At 41.8% G+C, this 19,870-nt stretch carries 20 protein-coding genes, 2 riboswitches and 1 other annotated feature (1 of these 23 cut by a window edge); of the genes, 13 read left to right on the top strand and 7 right to left on the bottom strand.

Annotated features, from left to right (window positions below):
• The first annotated feature begins 18 nt into the window (after window positions 1-18).
• Window positions 19-492 (top strand): PTS sugar transporter subunit IIA, encoded by a 474-nt coding sequence (locus P9989_RS14415; protein WP_283075576.1) that lies wholly within the window; start codon window positions 19-21, stop codon window positions 490-492.
• Window positions 493-558: 66 nt separating this feature from the next.
• Window positions 559-710: riboswitch (FMN riboswitch) on the top strand.
• Window positions 711-867: 157 nt separating this feature from the next.
• On the top strand, window positions 868-1,464 hold the full coding sequence (locus tag P9989_RS14410; protein ID WP_283075575.1) for an ECF transporter S component: 597 nt from the start codon (window positions 868-870) through the stop codon (window positions 1,462-1,464).
• A gap of 76 nt (window positions 1,465-1,540) precedes the next feature.
• Here the strand turns inward: P9989_RS14410 and P9989_RS14405 are convergent, their stop codons facing one another.
• The 3 genes from P9989_RS14405 to P9989_RS14395 form a co-directional block, all read right to left on the bottom strand.
• On the bottom strand, window positions 1,541-1,909 hold the full coding sequence (locus P9989_RS14405) for a TraR/DksA family transcriptional regulator (protein ID WP_283075574.1): 369 nt from the start codon (window positions 1,907-1,909) through the stop codon (window positions 1,541-1,543).
• A gap of 28 nt (window positions 1,910-1,937) precedes the next feature.
• Complete coding sequence (locus P9989_RS14400; protein WP_283075573.1) at window positions 1,938-2,333, bottom strand: hotdog fold thioesterase; 396 nt, start codon at window positions 2,331-2,333, stop codon at window positions 1,938-1,940.
• Between the two features lie 161 nt (window positions 2,334-2,494).
• Window positions 2,495-3,442: a 1,4-dihydroxy-2-naphthoate polyprenyltransferase gene (locus P9989_RS14395; protein ID WP_283075572.1), complete on the bottom strand. Its 948-nt coding sequence runs from the start codon at window positions 3,440-3,442 to the stop codon at window positions 2,495-2,497.
• Window positions 3,443-3,672: 230 nt separating this feature from the next.
• Here P9989_RS14395 and P9989_RS14390 point away from each other — a divergent pair, with 230 nt between their 5' ends.
• The 8 genes from P9989_RS14390 to ytkD all read left to right on the top strand — a co-directional run bounded on the left by P9989_RS14390 (window position 3,673) and on the right by ytkD (window position 12,424).
• Window positions 3,673-5,067 (top strand): isochorismate synthase, encoded by a 1,395-nt coding sequence (locus tag P9989_RS14390; RefSeq protein WP_283075571.1) that lies wholly within the window; start codon window positions 3,673-3,675, stop codon window positions 5,065-5,067.
• Complete coding sequence (gene menD / locus P9989_RS14385; protein WP_283075570.1) at window positions 5,064-6,800, top strand: 2-succinyl-5-enolpyruvyl-6-hydroxy-3-cyclohexene-1-carboxylic-acid synthase; 1,737 nt, start codon at window positions 5,064-5,066, stop codon at window positions 6,798-6,800. The genes P9989_RS14390 and menD overlap by 4 nt, the downstream gene beginning before the upstream one ends.
• A 3-nt stretch (window positions 6,801-6,803) precedes the next feature.
• Entirely contained in the window at window positions 6,804-7,601 is a 798-nt protein-coding gene (gene menH, locus P9989_RS14380) for a 2-succinyl-6-hydroxy-2,4-cyclohexadiene-1-carboxylate synthase (RefSeq protein ID WP_283075569.1), read from the top strand.
• A 57-nt stretch (window positions 7,602-7,658) separates the two neighbouring features.
• Window positions 7,659-8,477: a 1,4-dihydroxy-2-naphthoyl-CoA synthase gene (gene menB, locus P9989_RS14375; protein WP_283075568.1), complete on the top strand. Its 819-nt coding sequence runs from the start codon at window positions 7,659-7,661 to the stop codon at window positions 8,475-8,477.
• A 78-nt stretch (window positions 8,478-8,555) separates the two neighbouring features.
• Complete coding sequence (locus P9989_RS14370) at window positions 8,556-10,031, top strand: o-succinylbenzoate--CoA ligase (protein WP_283075567.1); 1,476 nt, start codon at window positions 8,556-8,558, stop codon at window positions 10,029-10,031.
• Window positions 10,031-11,134 (top strand): o-succinylbenzoate synthase, encoded by a 1,104-nt coding sequence (gene menC, locus P9989_RS14365; protein WP_283075566.1) that lies wholly within the window; start codon window positions 10,031-10,033, stop codon window positions 11,132-11,134. Before P9989_RS14370 ends, menC begins: the two co-directional genes overlap by 1 nt.
• Before the next feature lie 99 nt (window positions 11,135-11,233).
• Window positions 11,234-11,551, top strand: a complete 318-nt coding sequence (locus P9989_RS14360; RefSeq protein WP_283075565.1) for a hydrolase — start codon at window positions 11,234-11,236, stop codon at window positions 11,549-11,551.
• Between the two features lie 387 nt (window positions 11,552-11,938).
• Window positions 11,939-12,424 carry an RNA deprotection pyrophosphohydrolase gene (gene ytkD, locus P9989_RS14355; RefSeq protein WP_283075564.1) on the top strand — a complete coding sequence of 162 codons (486 nt, stop codon included), beginning with the start codon at window positions 11,939-11,941 and terminating at the stop codon, window positions 12,422-12,424.
• 78 nt (window positions 12,425-12,502) lie between these two features.
• Here ytkD and pckA read toward each other — a convergent pair whose 3' ends face one another.
• Entirely contained in the window at window positions 12,503-14,095 is a 1,593-nt protein-coding gene (pckA, locus tag P9989_RS14350; RefSeq protein WP_283075563.1) for a phosphoenolpyruvate carboxykinase (ATP), read from the bottom strand.
• Window positions 14,096-14,545: 450 nt separating this feature from the next.
• A riboswitch (SAM riboswitch) is annotated at window positions 14,546-14,660 on the top strand.
• 223 nt (window positions 14,661-14,883) lie between these two features.
• Between pckA and metK the strand changes: the two genes are divergently transcribed.
• Complete coding sequence (gene metK / locus P9989_RS14345) at window positions 14,884-16,080, top strand: methionine adenosyltransferase (RefSeq protein WP_283075562.1); 1,197 nt, start codon at window positions 14,884-14,886, stop codon at window positions 16,078-16,080.
• A 53-nt stretch (window positions 16,081-16,133) separates the two neighbouring features.
• Here the strand turns inward: metK and P9989_RS14340 are convergent, their stop codons facing one another.
• Complete coding sequence (locus P9989_RS14340) at window positions 16,134-16,652, bottom strand: gamma carbonic anhydrase (protein ID WP_283075561.1); 519 nt, start codon at window positions 16,650-16,652, stop codon at window positions 16,134-16,136.
• A 70-nt stretch (window positions 16,653-16,722) separates the two neighbouring features.
• On the opposite strand from P9989_RS14340, the gene P9989_RS14335 reads away from it, so the two are divergent.
• A complete protein-coding gene (locus P9989_RS14335; protein ID WP_283075560.1) occupies window positions 16,723-17,502 on the top strand; it encodes an alpha/beta hydrolase in 780 nt (259 codons plus the stop codon).
• A gap of 3 nt (window positions 17,503-17,505) precedes the next feature.
• Complete coding sequence (locus tag P9989_RS14330) at window positions 17,506-18,582, top strand: tetraprenyl-beta-curcumene synthase family protein (RefSeq protein WP_283075559.1); 1,077 nt, start codon at window positions 17,506-17,508, stop codon at window positions 18,580-18,582.
• Between the two features lie 9 nt (window positions 18,583-18,591).
• Here the strand turns inward: P9989_RS14330 and mnmM are convergent, their stop codons facing one another.
• Together mnmM and P9989_RS14320 are read right to left on the bottom strand one after the other, a co-directional pair.
• Window positions 18,592-19,164, bottom strand: coding sequence for a tRNA 5-(aminomethyl)-2-thiouridylate-methyltransferase MnmM (gene mnmM, locus P9989_RS14325; protein ID WP_283075558.1), 573 nt, complete (start codon window positions 19,162-19,164; stop codon window positions 18,592-18,594).
• 241 nt (window positions 19,165-19,405) lie between these two features.
• A complete protein-coding gene (locus P9989_RS14320; RefSeq protein ID WP_283075557.1) occupies window positions 19,406-19,543 on the bottom strand; it encodes a hypothetical protein in 138 nt (45 codons plus the stop codon).
• Between the two features lie 123 nt (window positions 19,544-19,666).
• Window positions 19,667-19,870: a binding site (T-box leader), on the top strand; it runs 13 nt beyond the window's last position.

Raw genomic sequence — 19,870 nt, 5'->3', positions numbered from 1 at the left:
TGTAGAGGGGGATTTAAAGTGACACAAAATAAAATTATGATTAGTAGCCCTTTCTCTGGGAAAATAATTCAGCTGTCCGATGTTCCGAAACAGAAGTTTTCTAACAAGATGATGGGCGAAGGAATAGCAATTGAGCCAACTGAGGGAGAAATGGTTGCTCCCGTATCGGGTGAAGTTACACAAATTTTTCCGACCAAAGATGCTGTAAATTTATTAACAGATACAGGTGTTGAATTGTTACTACAAGTTGGAATCGATGCAGAAGAGCTGGAAGGTGTAGGATTCGAGACAAATATAAAAGAGAAAAGTCGTGTTTCAAGGGGCGATTCTCTAATTACGTTCGATTTAGCAAAAGTAACACGGGAACTTTCCAGTCTTGCCTCTCCAATTGTAATTATGAATCGTAACCAAGTTGCTCAGTTCTCCTATACGTCACAATCTAATGTTATAAAAGGTGAAACGATAATTATGGAACTTGAACTCACTGAGTAAGCATAAAAAAAATATTGCAATTTCGTTCGCTTTTTTGTAAGATTAGCTTAATTATATAATATCGATTCAAATCTTCGGGGCAGGGTGCAATTCCCGACCGACGGTAAGGAATACTTCAAAAGTATTCTAAGTCCGTGACCCGTTAGGTGTTTAGCCTGACGGTGGACCCGGTTGAATTCCGGGACCGACAGTTAAAGTCTGGATGGGAGAAGATGTCGAGTGGAATGGTAGGTGAGGAACCTGCCTTTACTTTCCTATGGACAAACCTCTAACCTTAAGCCCTGTTGCTTAAGGTTTTTTATATGGGAACTTGTCTTTCGGTTACCTTCATCTGGGATTTTGAATCGATGCAAAAGATGAAGGAGGAGATTGTTGATGAACCCGTACACAGGTCAATCATCAAAGCTATTAAAGTTAATTATATTATCATTGTTTGGAAGTATTTCGATGATTTTAATGCTGCTAAATTTTCCGTTACCAATGCTTCCTCAATATTTGAAAATTGATTTCAGTGAAGTTCCTGCGCTTGTTGCTGCTATTCTGTTTACTCCAGCAGCGGGGATCATTGTGGAAGGTTTGAAAAATACTCTTTATTTAATTTATACAGGAGCAGCTGATCCTGTAGGAGTTGTTAGTAACTTTATGGCCGGCGTTTTATTCATCGTGCCTGTTTCCATGTTCTATCACAAATTTAAGAACGTAAAAAGCCTTGTTTCGGGGTTAATTACAGGCTCTGTTATCATGGCGATAGGGATGAGCGTCCTCAATTATTTTCTTTTTTTACCTGCATATAGCTGGTTTATGGGGTGGGAAACAATGTCTGATCAAGTAAAATGGTTGACGGTTGTAGGGGCAATTCTTCCCTTTAATGCACTAAAGGGAGTCATTGTTGGAATATTATTTATCCCACTGTTTATTAAACTTAAGCCGTGGATTGAGCAGAAACGGATAAAGACCTCTTCCGCTGCATAAATGTCTCATAGAGAACGAATTTTTCTAGCGTTATAAAAACAGAAATTTAGGAGAGCGTATGGACCGCTCTCCTTCTTCAGGTGCTTTCTGCTTCCTCTACGGTCATTCTCGCTGTCGGCATTGCCTTTAGACGTTCAAGCGGGATCGGCTCTCCCGACTTTTCACTCTTTCCATAACTACCATCTTTAATCCGATCAAGAGCAGCATAAATTTCTTTTAGCTTTTCCCGTGTTTGCTCATGAAGTGTATACTCTTTCTCTTTTTCAAATTGTGAAGTTCCTAGATCTCCAGGGTGATCAGCTACACTGGAAAGTTCACCTTCCTTATCATTAGGGTCTTCACTATTTTTCTGCTGGTTTTGAAATTTAGCCAACTCTTGTTCCGCTTCTTCTTTCATTGCTTCTAGCTGTTGTTTGAATTCATTCAACTGTTTATCAGTTAACATTATTTCACTCCTAATTAGTTGGAAGCGGCTAGGAACTTTGGCGGGACACGACCCCCACCGTACACCTTGAAATAGAGATCAATTGGTGGTCTTCACCTTCTATTCGAATTTCCCAAACCATAGTTGTTTTGCCACGGTGGTGGGGGATGGCAGTGCCATAAACAAACCCGGAGCGTATACTTTTCGTATGGTTAGCATTAATCTCAATTCCAAAAATCTGCTGTCGTTCTGGATCAATATTTAAAAAGGACCCAATGCTTGCAGCGGATTCAGCCAGTGCTACACTTGCTCCCCCATGGAGAAAGCCCATCGGCTGATGTGTGCGATGGTCTACAGGCATTTTAAGGATAACTTTGTCCGGCCTGGCTTCGATAACTTCCATTCCTAGTGCTTCCATTAATGTGTTTTGTATAGATATATCCATTTTATCATCCTCTATTTTTAATTCCCTGATTTCATAATATCAAACATATATAAAGATGAGGTATTTCCAGCTTATCCTATCCCCCAAAAAAACAACCCGGCCTGTTTTTTGAGCTCGGGTTGTAATAAGGTTGCCTTCCATTTCAACTGCTCTTATACTAGCTAAAATGAAAAGGGGAAAAACAATTGCAATAGAAGTGAAATTCCTAGTAATAAACCGTATAAGGTATTGGTCTGTGCCGTTGCCTTCATGGCCGGCATCATTTCTAATGGGGATTTCTCCCCAGCAAATCCCCGTATAGATTGGATGCCTTTTCTAATGCTAAGCAATGTAAAGATAGACCAGATGGGAAGCATTCCTATTGCGGTTAACACTACAGTTATTCCATAGGCAATCACATATAAGCTTAATAAGAAGCGGACAGCTCCATGATGGCCGAATAAAATGGCTATAGTTTTGCGGCCGTTTTCAGCGTCCCCGACGCGGTCACGAATGTTGTTTGCCAAGTTGATCGCTCCAATAAATATCGCCACTGGAACCGAGATCACAATAACTTCCCATGTTAAACTCAATGATTGGATATAATAACTTATGCCAATAATGATTGTGCCCATGAATAGCCCTGCAGCTAGCTCTCCTAATGGGGTGTAGGCTATCGGGTAAGGACCGCCTGAGTAAAGATACCCTAGCAGCATGGAGACTAGACCGATCACAGCCACCCACCAACTGGAAGAGGCGCAGATATAAACACCAAGCAATGTAGCCACTACGAGGAAGCCGATGGCTAAGTTTAAAATCGTTCGCGGTCGGATTCCATCCCGCACAATCGTTCCGCCTATTCCAACAGAGTTCTCATTGTCTAAACCTCTGACGAAATCATAATATTCGTTAAACATATTTGTGGCAGCCTGAATTAAGACCGAAGCGAAAAGCATTGCAGCAAATAATCCAAGATGAATCCCATGATCCAGAGCAGCAAGCATCGTCCCCACGAATACGGGTACGAAAGCAGCGGTTAACGTATGAGGACGCAGTAACCTCCACCAAACTTGAAATCCGTCACGTTCATTCAAGGAAGCTCTCATATTTTGATTTGAAACAGAACTCATGGGTGTCATCTCCCTTGTAATCAAACTAGTAATATAATATCAACTTAAGTTTAGGCAAACAGTCCTCTGGTGTCAATCCTTGTAAGAATATGCAGGAACCGATTAAGATTCCTTGAGTCAAGATAAAAAAGAGAATAAAATAGAAGAGGATCACTATCTTTTATAAATGGTGTGTAAATGATTTATCTTAATATAATGCAACGTCCCTAACTGGGGTGGGAGGAATTTTAATGCTTCATATAAAAGTGCCTCAAATAGATGAAATGGTTGAGGAAGCGATTAATAAGGCGACTTCTGAAAGAAAGCCGCAACTTATCAGTTTTGTGAATGAAATAGATTATACAGAGGCTTTTACCTTTTTGGATCGATCACAGAAGGTAGACCAGCATCGTTTATTTTGGAAAAGTGCAGATGAGGATTTCACGATGGCAGGTGTAGGTGCTGCTCACAGGATGACAGCAGCTCACCCGAACCGATTCAGGAAAATAGAATCAAACTGGAATGAACTTATGAACGAAGCCCAAGTATACGACCCGTACTATGAAAAAGGGACAGGCCTTGTCACGCTGGGAGGCTTTAGCTTCGATGCCAACCAGAATAATTCAACTCCATGGGAGGGCTTTCCTGACTGCCAGATGACGGTTCCGGCCTATTTGTTGACGAATAAAGGCTCAAAATCGTACTTGACGACAAACTTGCTGATTTTTGAGGAAGATCATAAGCAGCAAATTATTCGCCAAATAGAGGAGCAGCAACATCATCTTTTACACGGGGCTCGTCAAGAGTTGAATCTGCCCAAACAAACAGCATGGGTGGAAACGGAAGCGGAGAAATGGAAACAGAGTGTCAAGCAAGCTACCGATGATATTAAGCAAGGAAAGCTAGGGAAAGTTGTACTGGCCCGTGAACTGCGTGTGAAATTTGATGCCTTAGTTGAATTGGCCGCAATCGTGGAGGAATTATGCGAGACTCAACAAAATAGCTATATTTTTGTTTTCGAAAATGGTGGAGATTATTTTATCGGGGCGACGCCGGAAAGGCTGGCTAAATTAGAAAATCAGAAGCTTGTCTCTACTTGTTTAGCGGGAACTATTCCACGTGGGAAGGATAAAAAGGAGGATCACCTCCTCAGTCAGCAGCTTCTGAATGATCCAAAAAATCGTCAGGAGCATGATTTTGTTGTTCAGATGATTAGGGAAGCTGTGGAAGCGTGTTGCTATAATGTTGATATTCCTAGTGCACCAGTCGTTTATCCGCTCCGCAATTTACAGCATTTATATACTCCTGTAACAGCCACTCTTGAACAAGGGTATACACTGCTTGATGTTGTGGAGAAACTTCACCCAACTCCAGCACTTGGGGGCATGCCTCAGAAGCAATCTGTTGATTATATCAGGAAACATGAAACATTAAATCGAGGCTGGTATGCGGGCCCTGTTGGCTGGTTTGATGGTCATAATAATGGGGAGTTTGCAGTAGCGATCCGTTCCGCACTGCTTCAACAGGATGAAGCTTCTTTATTTGCTGGATGTGGGGTCGTAGAAGATTCTGATCCTGATGCGGAATACGAAGAAACAGCCGTGAAGCTTCGGCCTATGTTATCTGTATTAGGGGGATCAGTATGAATTACACGGACACCTTATCAAGATATATGACACATTTTGTTGCCCAGCTCGCTTATTCGGGTATAGAAGATGTGGTAATTTCACCCGGATCACGATCTACCCCGCTCGCCATGACATTTAGTCGATACGATAGAGTGAAACACTGGGTCCATGTCGATGAGAGATCTGCTGCTTTTTTCGCGCTGGGCTTAGCTAAAGCAAAACAAAAGACCGTAGCGCTTGTCTGTACGTCTGGCACCGCTGCAGCTAATTATTATCCGGCTATCGTCGAGGCTTACTATAGCAGGGTTCCACTTGTTGTTTTAACAGCGGATCGTCCCCATGAGCTTAGGGATGTAGGAGCACCCCAATCTATTGACCAAATTGGTATGTATGGCCATTACGTCAAATGGTTTCACGATTTAGCATTACCCGAAGATGGGTTACTCTCTTATGTGAGAAAACAGGCCGCTCGTGCAGTGGGGGAAAGTGAATCGAACCATCCTGGCCCCGTACATGTAAACCTTCCATTGAGAGAACCATTAGTTCCAGATTTCAATATAAATGATCTTTGGAATGAAGGAGTAAAACCGATTCCGAAAAGTATATACGGTCTGCCTCAGATTTCGGAAGATCAGGCAGCTGAATTTGTGGAATTACTGGCGAGCGATAAAAATGGATTAATCGTATGCGGACCGCAGACGGATACTGACATAGCAGTCCATCTTACAAAGTTGGCCGCACGCTCAGGGGTTCCTATTCTGGCTGATCCTTTAGCCCAATTAAGAGCGGGCGAGCATGATAAACGAAATATTATTGAAAACTACGATGCCATTTTAAAATCAGATAAGAGAAAAGAGGCGCTCAAGCCGGACTATATCATTCGGTTTGGGGCGATGCCTGTCTCCAAACCATACTTGCAGTGGATACAAAAACATGATTCTACGATCGATCATTATGTTGTAGACACATACGCAAGCTATCGGGAGCCCTCAGGTATAGCTACACAGTTTGTTTGGAGTGATCCCGGTGAGTTTTGCCAAAGGATCTTTGACCGCCTGCAGGCAGACCATATTGAGAATGCTTGGTTACAGCATTGGCAGGAGATGAATATGATCGCTAAAAGTCATATGCTTGCTGAACAAAGTAAGGATTTAAACGAAGGTCATGCTGTGGTTCATCTGACGAATTCAATGCTGGATCATTCTGTTTTATTTGTTGGAAATAGTATGCCAATTCGAGATGTCGACAGCTTCTTTATGGCCACTCCGAAGCATATTAAAGTGATGGCTAACCGTGGAGCAAATGGGATTGATGGGGTAGTTTCGACAGCCATCGGGGTAGCGGCAACTGGACAACCCACAACACTGCTTCTGGGGGATTTATCCTTTTTTCACGATATGAATGGATTGCTGCTTGCTAAGCAGCATCAACTGCCCATTACGATTGTTATCATTAATAACGATGGTGGCGGAATCTTTTCTTACCTTCCCCAAGCTAACCAGCCTGCCTATTTTGAAGAGCTATTCGGAACGCCGACCGGGGTGGACTTTAAAAAAGCTGTTGACATGTATGGTGGAACACATAGACGTGTTCATAATTGGGAAGCCTACAAACGTTCATTAGAGGATAGCTATAAAGAGAAGGGTTTAAGTGTAGTAGAAGTAATCACGAACAGGGAAGATCATGTGGCTTTTCATAAAGATAAATGGCAGGGTATCGCAGAAACCTTGGATTTCCTGGATGAGGTCTAGTTGATGTATATCAAACTGAGTCATCGTACTTACTGGGTAGACGATGAAGGGGAGGGACTGCCTGTCCTGATGCTCCATGGGTTTACGGGCAGTGGCCGCACTTTTTCTAAAATACAGCGGTTATTGCCAGATTCCATCAGGTCGATTTGCATCGACATGCCAGGGCACGGATATACAGGAGCCGTCGGTGCGGTAACAATGGAACAATTTGCTGCAGATGTAGTGGAAATTCTGGAACATTTACAACTCTCTGTTGTCGATGTGCTAGGTTATTCCATGGGCGGACGAGCAGCCCTATCCTTTGCTATGCTTTACCCTGAGTATACAAATAAACTAATTCTCGAAAGTGCTTCCCCTGGTCTTGCCAATTCTGAGGAACAAATCACTAGACGAGCTAAGGATCAAACATTAATGGACAAAATTACAAACGAAGGCTTACAGGAGTTCGTTAATTATTGGAGGAAAATCCCGCTTTTTGAGAGTCAAAAACAACTGGCTGCTGAAGACATTGCTCAATTGCATGAAGAACGATTAAGTCAGGATCCCCTTGGCTTAATTCAGTCCCTCGAAGGGATGGGAACGGGGCAGCAGCCTTCCTGGTGGGAAAAGCTTGCTGACCTTCCAGTAGAGGTGCTACTGATCGTTGGCGAGTGGGATGATAAATTTTTTACTATTAATAAGGGGATGGACTTGCGCCTGTCTCAATCAACTTTAGTCGTGGTTGAAAGGGCAGGACATACAATACATCTCGAACAACCAGAGTTTTTTGCTAAAACTGTCGAAGACTTCGTGATACAATAGTAATTGTATGGAAGCGGATAAGCTTGTCCGCAATTTGTTTACAATGGAGGGTTATGTATGACTTATAACTGGATTACCGAGCGAGAATACGAAGAAATTCTCTACGAAACGTATGAAGGAATTGCTAAAATTACGATTAATCGTCCACAAGTTCGTAATGCCTTTACCCCTAGAACTGTGCAAGAATTAATTGATGCTTTTGCTTACGCACGTGATGATTCCAAAATCGGAGTCATTGTATTGGCAGGAGCTGGCGATGACGCATTTTGCTCAGGTGGAGATCAAAGTGTAAGAGGGCACGGAGGTTATGTGGGCGACGACCATATTCCTCGTTTGAACGTGCTGGACTTACAACGACTTATCCGAGTTATTCCTAAACCAGTCGTTGCGATGGTTTCTGGCTATGCGGTAGGCGGCGGTCATGTCCTACATATTGTTTGTGACTTGACGATTGCTGCTGACAATGCCATCTTTGGTCAAACAGGTCCAAAGGTTGGAAGTTTTGACGCAGGATATGGCGCTGGTTTACTTGCACGTATTGTCGGTCAAAAGAAGGCACGTGAAATTTGGTACCTATGCCGTCAATATAGTGCAAAAGAAGCGGAGGATATGGGACTCGTTAATACAGTTGTTCCTCTTGAGCAACTTGAGGATGAAACAGTGCAATGGTGCAGAGAAATGCTTGAGAAGTCACCGACAGCTCTTCGTTTCTTGAAAGCTTCCTTCAATGCTGATACAGATGGTCTAGCAGGCCTGCAGCAAATGGGTGGTGACGCAACCTTGCTTTATTACACAACTGAGGAAGCGAAAGAAGGACGCGATGCGTTTAAAGAAAAACGCAAACCTGATTTCGGTCAGTTCCCGCGTTTCCCATGATCACAAAATGAATGGTTAAAGAAGGGCTTCCTATAGCTTAGGCAGCCCTTTTTATATGATAAAAGGGAGGATATGAGCATGAATGTAATTCCTCATTGGCTGGAAAAACAGCATGAATTACAACCAGAAGCAACAGCGATTGAATATGGTGAACATCTATCTTTGAGTTATTCTGCTCTAAGAGAAGAAAGTCGAAAGCTGGCCAAGGGGTTAATAAAAGAGGGTGTGAAGACTGGAGATCATGTTGCCCTATTGTCTGGTAACCGAATAGAGTTTCCCATTTGTATTCACGCACTAAGCTATATTGGAGCAGTAGCTGTCTGTTTAAATACGCGATTGACTCCTGAAGAACTTGCCTATCAATTAAACGATGCAGAAGTTTCCGCATTGATTGTTGATCCGAATCTTGTAGAAAAAGCCCATCGTACTATTGAAGAAGTTTTGTTAGGACATGACGATCTAATTTATATGAATCATCTACCAACATGCAATGAGTCCATTGAGTTGAAAGAACAGTTATATTTAGAAGAAGTTTTTACCATGATGTACACATCGGGCACAACTGGAAAACCTAAAGCTGTTATGCATACTTACGGAAATCATTGGTTCAGTGCTGTCGGTTCAGCTTTGAATTTGGGTTTGTCGCAATCAGACAAATGGCTGATTTGCCTGCCTATGTTCCATGTTGGTGGCTTTTCTTTACTAATGAAGAATGTCATCTATGGAATGCCCATCCGATTACTGTCACATTTCGATGCCCAGGTGATCAATGATGAGATTCGCTATCGTGGTGTAACGATCGTTTCCGTGGTAACCGTCATGCTTCAAAGGTTGATACTAGACCTACAACAAGAGGACTATCCTTCATCTTTTCGATGCATGTTATTGGGCGGTGGGCCAGTTCCCAGGCCGTTATTAGAGAGGGCAAGTAAGAAGGATATTCCTGTTTTCCAAACGTATGGCATGACGGAAACCAGTTCTCAAATTGCAACATTAAGTCCTGTGGATGCCTTTCGAAAGCTCGGATCAGCCGGCAAAGCCCTGGCTCCGGCCACGCTGAAAGTTATAGCGGATGGAAGAACAGCTGCTGCCTATGAAACAGGAGAAATACATGTTAAAGGACCGATGGTATCTGGTGGGTATTATAAAAAAGCGGGAAATGACTCAGAATATTTGGCAACGGGTGATGCAGGGTACCTAGATGACGAAGGCTTTCTGTACGTTGTCGATCGTGTTAAAGATATGATTATATCAGGAGGAGAAAATATTTATCCGGCTGAGATTGAGAGCGTTATAATGGGGCTTGCAGGAGTCGAAGAGGTGGGGGTAACTGGTACAGCAGATGAGGAATGGGGAGAGGTGCCGGTAGCCTTTGTGGTTCTCCAGGCAGGAGCGGATCTGTCTCTAGAAGAGATGACCACATATTGTCGCCAATATTTGGCTTCCTATAAAATCCCGAAACGGTTGTTCATTATATCAGAGCTGCCGAGAAATGCTTCGAATAAAATTGTCAGAAGAAAATTATTTGAGTGTATGGAAAGGGACGTATACTAATGGATATACATCGTCTCATTTTACGTAAAATTTCACTGCCGCTAAGGAGCCCATTTGTAACACATCAGGGAAAACTCCATGAGCGCTCAGTAATTATTATTGAGGTTAGTGACCATCAGGGTCTGAAAGGATACGGAGAGGTTTCGGCATTTTCTACCCCTTTTTACACAGCCGAAACTATCGAAACAGCCTGGCACGTGCTTAGAGATATTATCCTTCCTCATTTAGACGTCCAACACATCCAAGAACCAGGGGATTTCGTACGCATAACTTCCTTTATACAAGGTAATCAAATGGCTAAAGCTGGCTTGGAAGGAGCTCTGTGGGATTTATGTGCGAAACAGAGCAACGTGAGTCTGGCTAAATTGATTGGAGGTACGCGTGCCTCTGTTAAAGCGGGCGCCGTCTTAAGTCTGTCTGATTCCATCACTGAAGATATAAACCGGATGCGGCAGTCAGGTTATGAGCGGTATAAGTTAAAGGTTGAAAAAGGCAAGGAAAGGGACAAAATCAAACAGATTCAGTCTGTCGAACCTAACCTTGGTATTATGATTGATGCGAATGGAATGTACAGGGAAGAGGATTTAGATTACCTAATTGCTCTCGATGATTTAGGATTGCTGATGATTGAGCAGCCTTTTGAGCCTGGTGATTTCTATCTGCATAAACTAGCACAGGAACAAATGAATACTCCCATTTGTTTGGATGAATCCATAACGTCATTACATGATGCAAAGCAAGCGATTGAACTCGGCAGCTGCCAGGTCATCAATATAAAGGTCTGCCGGGTAGGGGGCTTGACAGCAGCACTGAATATCCATGATCACTGTCAAAGCAATGGACTTCCAGTTTGGTGTGGCGGTATGGTAGAGACGGGAATCGCTAAGGCACATAATCTAGCCCTCGCTTCTTTACCAAACTTTACGATTCCAGGGGATTTATCAAGTTCAGACAGATACTTTTATAGGGATGTCCTCAAAGAACCCATTGAGGTAAAAGACGGTCAAATAAGTGTGCCTGCTGAAAATGGAATAGGGGTTAGCGTTGATGAATCCTATTTGGATCAGATTACCGTGCAAAGCTATACCTGGGAGTGGGAATAGGTTTGCATTTTATCGGTTTGGTAATATCTGCTTCTTGCCTTTTCAAGTAATAAAGCCTTCCTTTGTAGCTAAAGCTACATATAGAGGAGGTTTTTTATTATGGAAGGAAAAAACCAATATTTTGTCAATATCGGCACACGTGAAATTTCAATCAATCGTAACGGCAACAATGATGAGTTCATCATTAACGCAGATCGAGAAGAACTCCTTTTATTAAGAGAGGTTTTTAATGAAATATATAACTCGGATACAAGAGCGTTCTTTCGATCACACGTTCCATTTGTAGAATATCATAAAGACAGTTCGAATGATGAGTATGATGAGGGGATGACGCGAGCCTTGCAGATGATTTATGATTTAGGTGATGATACGACCAGGCACCACATCAGTGGGATGGGTGTTTTAGAAGATAAATAACCGCCTCTAATCCTAGAAGCGGTTTATTTGTATTATTGCGTTATGGAACTTAAATTAGGCACCTCATTTTTTGATTTACGGATGCTTTGCTTTCTAAGTGTTTACTGGGAGCACTCCTTTGGCCAATTGGTCCCAAAGTTAAGTGCTCCACCTTATTCATGTATAAGTACATACGATTGATATTAGTTTCAGTTTCATAATTATGGTAATAAGTCTTGCGTTTACAAACTATACAGGAGGGTAACAGTAATCATAGTGATAAAAAGAACGGTACTGTTTGTAATCTGGCTTGCTTATGATACGATTTAAATAGCAATACATGACAGAGTGTATCGCTAAAGTTCTTCTTCATTACATAAACAACGGATTAAAGGCAGATGATCTTATATGAAAACATTTAGCGATTACTATCGAAATCAAGTTAAGTTATCTTTTGATAATCATCCATTTTCTAAGACACCAAAGCATGTTTGGGTTATTTGTCGATTCGATAATAATTGGCTGTTAACTAACCATAAGGACAGGGGTCTCGAATTTCCTGGTGGCAAAGTAGAAAAAGGAGAAAATGCGAAAGATGCTGCAATCAGAGAAGTGTTGGAGGAAACTGGAGGATGTGTCAAGCAGATCGACTATGTCGGCCAGTACCATGTAGCTGGGAAGGGCGGAACAATTGTTAAAAATGTCTATTTCGCTTCCATATCGCAGTTACAAGCGCAAGATCATTATTTTGAAACGGATGGTCCTGTTTTGCTTGAGAAGCTCCCTGAAGGAATTGTAAGTGATGAGCAGTACAGCTTTATGATGAAAGATGATGTGCTGCCCAATTGTATGAGACAAATTAGAGAGAAGTTTCTAGGAGAGCCTGCTGAATAAGCTGCAGTAACAAAAGCAAGCGCGCAGTTAATACTGCGCGCTTGCTTTATCTATATTGAGGAGATGAGGAAACATAATTTAGTTCCTGCCGGAAGCAGGACCAGCATTTTTAATAGCTGAGCTGGCATGAGTAAATTTCTTGAAGTTCTCGTGAAATTTTTCTGCTAGTTCCTGGGCTTTCTTATCATAAGCTTCAGGGTTGCTCCATGTCTTTCTCGGTAACAACACATCATCTGGTACCCCAGGACAGTGAAGCGGAATTTGAAGGCCAAATACTGGGTCTGTGTATGTTTCTACTGAATTTAGCTCATCTTCAAGAGCTGCATGCACCATTGAACGGGTATGGGACAGTTTCATTCTTTCTCCCTCCCCGTAAGCTCCTCCTGTCCAGCCTGTATTGACGAGATAAACGCTCGTATCAAATTGGTCAATTTTCTCGCCCAGCATCTCTGCATATACTGAAGGTGCTAATGGCAGAAATGGAGATCCAAAACAAGCAGAGAAGGTAGCCTGTGGAGAAGTAACCCCACGTTCTGTACCCGCTAATTTACTTGTGTATCCGCTTAAGAAGTGGTACATCGCCTGTTCTTTTGTCAATTTACTGATCGGCGGGAGAACTCCTGTAGCATCTGCAGTTAGAAAAACAATTGCATTTGGGTGTCCTGCAATGCTTGGTTGTACGGTATTATCAATATGATGTAATGGATAAGCCGCTCGTGTGTTTTCAGTCAGGCTGGTATTATCATAGTCAGGAACCCGGGTCTCCTCATCCACTACTACGTTTTCTAACACTGATCCAAATTGGATGGCGTTAAAAATTTGCGGCTCTTTCTCAGCTGATAAACTAATGCACTTGGCGTAACAGCCACCCTCGATATTAGCCACTCCATTATGTGACCAGGCATGCTCGTCATCACCGATCAGCCGTCGTTCCGGATCAGCAGACAACGTTGTTTTCCCTGTTCCTGATAAACCAAAAAATAACGCTACATCGCCTTCTTTTCCAACGTTAGCTGAACAATGCATAGGCATACTATTTTGTTTAGGAAGCAAGTAGTTCATAACAGAAAATATCGACTTTTTAATTTCGCCTGCGTATTCTGTTCCTCCAATGAGTACAATTCTATGTTTAAATGAAATTATAATGAAAGCTTCCGAGTTTGTTCCATCTACTTTTGGATCGGCTTTAAATGTTGGGGCAGAGATGACTGTAAACTCGGCTTCGTGTTGAGAAAGCTCTTGCTCCGTAGGGCGGATAAACATTTGATGGGCGAATAAATTATGCCACGCGAATTCATTGATGACTTGAATAGGTAGACGGTTTTTCTTGTCTGCGCCTGCGTAGCCTTTAAAAACAAATAATTCATCACGTTCTTTTAAATAATCCAGCACTTTGTGGTATAAGCGAACAAACGTGCTGTCATCTATAGATTGATTGGTGCTTCCCCAGTTGACGGTGGATTCTGACTCATGATCTTTTACGATAAATTTATCCTTTGGAGACCGGCCAGTATAGGTGCCTGTGGTAGCAAGAACAGCCCCGCGATCCGTTAACGATCCTTCTTTCTTGGAAAGTATTTTTTCTACAAGTTGTGGTACAGACAAATGATGGAGGACATGCTCTTGTGCTAAAAGTTGGTTTAAATCTGACATTTGGTTAATGGCACTCATATGTGTCAACCCGCCTTTACTATAAAATTAATAAAAAGCACATTGCTTTAAGCTGATTAATAGTATAACACATTCATTTTAATATTCCATACTAATCATGAAAATGCTTTCAATTTATTTTACTATAAAGTTGTGTATCATGCATGCGAGGGATATGAAGTCTTGGGCAGAGTAAACTTACTATACGATTAAACCTATTACTACGTATGGTTATGGAAGAACATCTGCTTTTTCCTCACCCATTTAAAGCTTTAAACATTGGTTATTTCAACCATTGAATTTTCAACAAATAGGGCAGCCAGTCTATCGTAGTTTCAAGGGAAATGTAAAGTGATTATTGTTCTATAATAATAGTTATACTTGTTTAGAGGGAATTGCCTGTTTCTTAAAGCATAGTAAACTGATTGACATTAAATGAGGATTTCGGTACGATTATTCCGAACGGATACTCTCTTATCCAGAGTTGGTGGAGGGACAGGCCCTAAGAAACCCGGCAACCGTCAGATAAATACCTGACATGGTGCTAACCTGGAGCAAGGCAGTTGTTAGCCTTGGACGATAAGAGCGAAAGGGAACAGTACCTTTCCTCTGAACGAAGGAAGGGTTTTTTCTTTTATTGGAAAAAGGTTCCAGCACAATTTCTTATGATGTTCATATTCATATGTACATATAACGTGAAATGTGCGATAGCCATAATAACGATTGTAAGGAAACTTATAGGTTTCTAGTGATACTGGTAAAGAGTTCCGTCTAATCTATGTATATAACAGAAGGAGGAGTTTAGCAGAATGCCTGCCAATCGCCGGTTATTCACATCTGAATCTGTAACAGAAGGTCATCCTGATAAAATCTGTGACCAGATTTCTGATGCTATTCTAGATGAAATTTTAAAAAACGATCCAAACGCACGTGTTGCGTGTGAAACAACTGTTACAACTGGGCTAGTCCTCGTTTCAGGTGAGATCAGCACGAATACGTATGTAGATATCCCTGCTATTGTACGTCAAACCATTAAAGATATTGGCTATACAAGAGCGAAATACGGATTTGACGCTGATACATGTGCCGTATTAACAGCTATAGATGAACAATCTCCTGACATTGCAGGCGGAGTAGATGAAGCACTGGAGTCAAGGGAAGGTCAAATGAGCGATGAAGAAATTGAGTCTATTGGTGCGGGAGATCAGGGTCTAATGTTTGGTTATGCAAATAACGAAACGACAGAACTGATGCCTTTGCCAATTTCTCTTGCTCATAAGTTATCCAAACGACTTTCTGATATGCGCAATGATGGTACCCTCAGCTATTTGCGCCCCGATGGAAAGACTCAGGTAACAATTGAATACGATGAACAGGATCAGCCTGTTCGTGTCGATACTATTGTTATTTCGACACAGCATGCAGAAGAAATAACACTTGAACAAATTCAAAGAGATTTGAAGGAAAAAGTTATCCTTCCAGTAGTGCCGTCAGAACTTATTGATGAGAATACTAAATATTTTATTAATCCTACTGGAAGGTTCGTGATTGGTGGCCCCCAAGGTGATGCCGGGCTAACCGGAAGAAAGATTATCGTAGACACCTACGGAGGCTATGCCCGTCATGGGGGTGGGGCCTTTAGTGGTAAAGATGCTACTAAAGTTGACCGATCTGGAGCTTATGCTGCTCGCTATGTTGCGAAAAACATTGTAGCTGCCGGTTTAGCCGATTCCTGTGAAGTTCAATTGGCTTATGCTATTGGCGTAGCACAGCCAGTATCAATTTCCATTGATACTAACGGGTCAGGAAAAGTAACAGAAGAGAAGCTTGTGACAGCAGTAAGAGAATTGTTTGATCTACGTCCTGCTGGTATTATCAAAATGCTGGATCTTCGCCGTCCTATCTATCGTCAAACGGCTGCCTTCGGTCACTTTGGCCGAACAGATGTTGAATTCCCATGGGAAAAAACAGATCGGGCTGAAGAGTTGAAAAAACGTCTGAAGTAAATAAGAGGAGAACCGGCCTTCAATTTTTTGAAGATCGGTTCTTTTTATTTTTGTTATGATTCTTGTCTAAGCTGTTTATAAATTTGACCTTTCTCGACATAAGTTGTCAGAATTCGGTCCAGCTCTTTATAATCTTCCTCGTTTAGTTTCCGAACCACTTTTGCTGGACGGCCAAAAGCCAGCGTTCGGGGAGGTATGACTTTTCCTGGAGGAACAAGACTGCCTGCTCCGATAAATGCCTGCTCACCTATTTCGGCGCCATCGAGAATGAGAGACCCCATACCAATGAGTGCGTCCCTTTTAATATGAGCGGAGTGAAGGGTGACTTGATGTCCTACAGTTACACCATCTTCAATAATCAACGGCTGGTTGGGACTTTGATGCAGCATACTCAAGTCTTGGATATTTACTTCGCTACCAATTTTAACGGGAGCTACGTCTCCGCGTACAACAGTTTTAAACCAAATACTTGCATACGAACCAATGGCGACATCGCCCGTAACGACTGCATCTTCAGCTATGTAGGCTGTCGAATCAATTTGTGGGTGCTTTCCTTTATATTCGCAAATCACGATAATCCCCCTTATAATATGATTATAATCTAGTATAGCAAAAGTAAGCTGTTGCATGGGGAGGATTCATATGAGTGCGGTCCAGACGACTATTGTGATCGTTCATGGAGCTTTTGAACACATCGGAAGGTATCAACATTTAATCAAGCAGCTTAAGGATGATGGTTACAAGGTGATTTGCCGGGATCTCCCAGGTCAAGGCAGATCAGAAGGGGTGAAAGGCCATATTGACTCCTTTCATCAGTACATACATACGATAGAAGAATGGCTGCAGGAAGCGGATGAAGGTCCGGTTTTTCTTTTGGGGCATAGTATGGGTGGACTAGCTGTTATACGCACGATGCAGCAGATTAAACCTAAGGTTAATGGTGTAATCTTGGCCTCCCCGGCGGTTGGAATTCTTGAAGGGGCCTCTAAACCTATGGAAGTGGCGTCTCGAATGTTAAACCGTGTATGTCCTAAGCTGCAGGTGGGCACTCAGCTCAAGTCTGAAAAAGTTACGAGAAATGAATCTGTCCGTAAACGTGACGGTGAAGATGCACTAATTTTAGAAAAAGTATCAGTAAGGTGGTATAGGGAATTTCAACATAATATTCAACAAGCCTTTGTCAAAATTAATGAATTTCCAGAAGTTCCTTTGCTGATTATGCAAGCAGGAGAAGATCTGATGGTTGACGCAGAGAAAACAAAAGAATGGTTTCATAGCGTCGATCTTTCTGAGAAAACATATAAAGAGTGGCCGGGGCTTTATCATGAGATTTTTAATGAACCGGAATGGAAACAAGTTTACACATATACCAGCCATTTTATTCACCAACAACTATCTAACCTACATCATAAGGAGGGATGACTTGTGGCTCCTCAAGTCCCTGCGAATGCTTTGCATCTAATGGCTAGAGTGTACAAGGATATTTTCCCGAGAGTACACACAGAGCTGAATCAATGGATTAGTAAGGCAAAAGATATACCAAATTCTGAGTTAAGAGATCAGGCATTAGCCAGTATCGAATCAAAAACTTTTCATTGTGAGGGCGGTGGGATATACGCCCTGTTAGCTAGAGACAAATGGAAAGAGTCGATCCGTTTTATCGTGGCTTATCAAACGATTAGTGACTATTTAGATAATTTGTGTGATCGAAGTACTTCAATGGATCCGAAAGATTTCAGGATGCTTCATCAGGCAATGATTGATGCGCTAACACCAGATAATGAAATAAAAGATTATTATTACTATCGTGAAGATAAAAATGATGGCGGATATTTAGGCGATCTTGTGCAAACTTGTCAGTCTGTGCTGCGTAACGCGAAAGACTACGTCGGAGTATATGAACATACCTTGAAACTTGGAGGGCTTTATAGTGATCTTCAAGTACATAAGCATGTGATTGAAGAGGAGCGTATACCGCGTTTGAAAAACTGGTTTAAGGATCACCAGAAGCACTGGCCGAATTTAGAGTGGTTTGAATTCTCTGCTTGTACGGGTTCTACATTGGGGATTTTCTGCCTGATTTCCTATACATTAGGCGGGGAAATGACAGACAGTCTGGCTAACCAAATTGAGAAAAGCTACTTTCCGTTTATGCAGGGCCTTCATATTCTGCTCGATTATTATATTGATCAGCAGGAAGATGAAGAAGAGGGGGATTTAAATTTCTGTTCCTATTATGATCATGAAGAACAAATGAAACAACGATTTGTTTTTTTCGTGAAGCAAACGAATCAGGAAGTCCAAAAGCTGCCTGATGCTGCTTTTCATCAAATGATCCATGAAGGATTAGTAGGCATGTACCTCGCTGATCGGAAGGTAAGCAATATTCAACATGCAAAAGGCTTTGTGAGGGAATTATTAAAGGTAAGTGGAGTAAAAGCGACTTTCTTTTATATTAATACGAAAATGTATCACAAATTAAAGCCTGGTAAACCGTTATAGGGTACCAGGCTATTTCTTTTCGATGGCTAGAATAAACGGCGGTTGATTTCGTTGATTGATAAATCCATACTGCAGCACATTGTATTGACGCTGATCCAAATGGCTTACATAGTCGAGTAATGCTGTTTTCTCCTCTTCGCCACCCGGATGACCATAATAAACCACCAGTACAACCAGCCCTCCTTTTTGGAGATAGGAGAGAATGCTTTGAATGGAAGAAAGAGTGTGATTGGCTTCAGTAATAACGGACTTATCACTGCCAGGTAAATAACCAAGGTTAAAAATTGCCGCTTTAAGACGTGTGAGATGTTCGATAGGAATGTGTTGTTCAATAGTAGCGTGGCTATCATGAATCAGTGTGGTCTGCTCGATTGCCTGATGGTCGATCAGCCGCTGTTTGGTATTGAAGATGGCTTCATCCTGGATATCAAATCCATATATGTGTCCGGTTTCACCAACGAGCTGGCTGATTAATAGAGTATCATGTCCATTACCGCACGTCCCGTCTATGGCGATATCCCCCATTGTTAGCACATCTGTCATCAATTCATGAGCGTAATGCAGGACTCTTTTAAGGGTCATGTTTAGATGCCTTCTTTCTAAGCGTGTCTTGTTCAATGTATAGCAAAAGTATTGTAGCATGTTTTGGTTTAAATTTAAATTTTGAAACGAATCCATTTGAGTTATCATGATAAGTGACCAAAATAAAATTGTTTAAAATAGATTAGATTGGAGGTCTTTCATTGGAGGAGTGGGGGTTACAGCGCACATATAGGAAAAGATTCGACATGTAAGCCCATTTTGAAAAATAGGCTTACACCTTTTATTTTTTAGGCTGTTTACTAGATGAAGATTTTTGCTTGTTTTTGATTGTATCAAAGGCTTTTTTAGCATAACGTTTAGTTTGTTCAGGGTTTTGTTTTGCATAATCCGTTGCCTTTTTAAATAATTTTCGTACCATGGGCACCCTCCATTAGGTAATAGTTTGATGTAACTATCTAGATACCCAGTATAAACGTTTACTAAACATTATAGGGAGTAAGCTTGACAAAGCTATCACCATTCATTACTATACGAATATATATAATAAACGTGGAAGAGGACTAGTAGTAAAGTTTCAAGCATAAGAGAGGCAGCGGTCGGTGTAAGCTGTCCTTGACCTTTATGAACTCGCCTTGGATGTTGAAGGAGCGAACAAGTCAGTAGTTCCTTCCGGCTCTATCACCGTTATCGATGTCAAGTGAGCGTATGATAACGTTAATTTGGGTGGTACCGCGGGAGATAAGTC

The organism is Halobacillus naozhouensis (genome assembly GCF_029714185.1).
Taxonomy (GTDB): domain Bacteria; phylum Bacillota; class Bacilli; order Bacillales; family Halobacillaceae; genus Halobacillus_A; species Halobacillus_A naozhouensis.
Note: the sequence above shows the minus strand (reverse complement) of the source record. Positions and strands in the feature narration are given on the sequence as shown.

Coding starts and splice junctions, on each gene's coding strand:
- mnmM (WP_283075558.1), bottom strand. CDS start 19,164: ATGACCCTTAAAAGAGTCCTGCATTACGCTCATGAATTGATGACAGAT.
- metK (WP_283075562.1), top strand. CDS start 14,884: ATGCCTGCCAATCGCCGGTTATTCACATCTGAATCTGTAACAGAAGGT.
- menD (WP_283075570.1), top strand. CDS start 5,064: ATGAATTACACGGACACCTTATCAAGATATATGACACATTTTGTTGCC.
- P9989_RS14360 (WP_283075565.1), top strand. CDS start 11,234: ATGGAAGGAAAAAACCAATATTTTGTCAATATCGGCACACGTGAAATT.
- P9989_RS14320 (WP_283075557.1), bottom strand. CDS start 19,543: ATGGTACGAAAATTATTTAAAAAGGCAACGGATTATGCAAAACAAAAC.
- P9989_RS14400 (WP_283075573.1), bottom strand. CDS start 2,333: ATGGATATATCTATACAAAACACATTAATGGAAGCACTAGGAATGGAA.
- P9989_RS14395 (WP_283075572.1), bottom strand. CDS start 3,442: ATGAGTTCTGTTTCAAATCAAAATATGAGAGCTTCCTTGAATGAACGT.
- menH (WP_283075569.1), top strand. CDS start 6,804: ATGTATATCAAACTGAGTCATCGTACTTACTGGGTAGACGATGAAGGG.
- pckA (WP_283075563.1), bottom strand. CDS start 14,095: ATGAGTGCCATTAACCAAATGTCAGATTTAAACCAACTTTTAGCACAA.
- menC (WP_283075566.1), top strand. CDS start 10,031: ATGGATATACATCGTCTCATTTTACGTAAAATTTCACTGCCGCTAAGG.
- ytkD (WP_283075564.1), top strand. CDS start 11,939: ATGAAAACATTTAGCGATTACTATCGAAATCAAGTTAAGTTATCTTTT.
- P9989_RS14390 (WP_283075571.1), top strand. CDS start 3,673: ATGCTTCATATAAAAGTGCCTCAAATAGATGAAATGGTTGAGGAAGCG.
- menB (WP_283075568.1), top strand. CDS start 7,659: ATGACTTATAACTGGATTACCGAGCGAGAATACGAAGAAATTCTCTAC.
- P9989_RS14335 (WP_283075560.1), top strand. CDS start 16,723: ATGAGTGCGGTCCAGACGACTATTGTGATCGTTCATGGAGCTTTTGAA.
- P9989_RS14370 (WP_283075567.1), top strand. CDS start 8,556: ATGAATGTAATTCCTCATTGGCTGGAAAAACAGCATGAATTACAACCA.
- P9989_RS14410 (WP_283075575.1), top strand. CDS start 868: ATGAACCCGTACACAGGTCAATCATCAAAGCTATTAAAGTTAATTATA.
- P9989_RS14405 (WP_283075574.1), bottom strand. CDS start 1,909: ATGTTAACTGATAAACAGTTGAATGAATTCAAACAACAGCTAGAAGCA.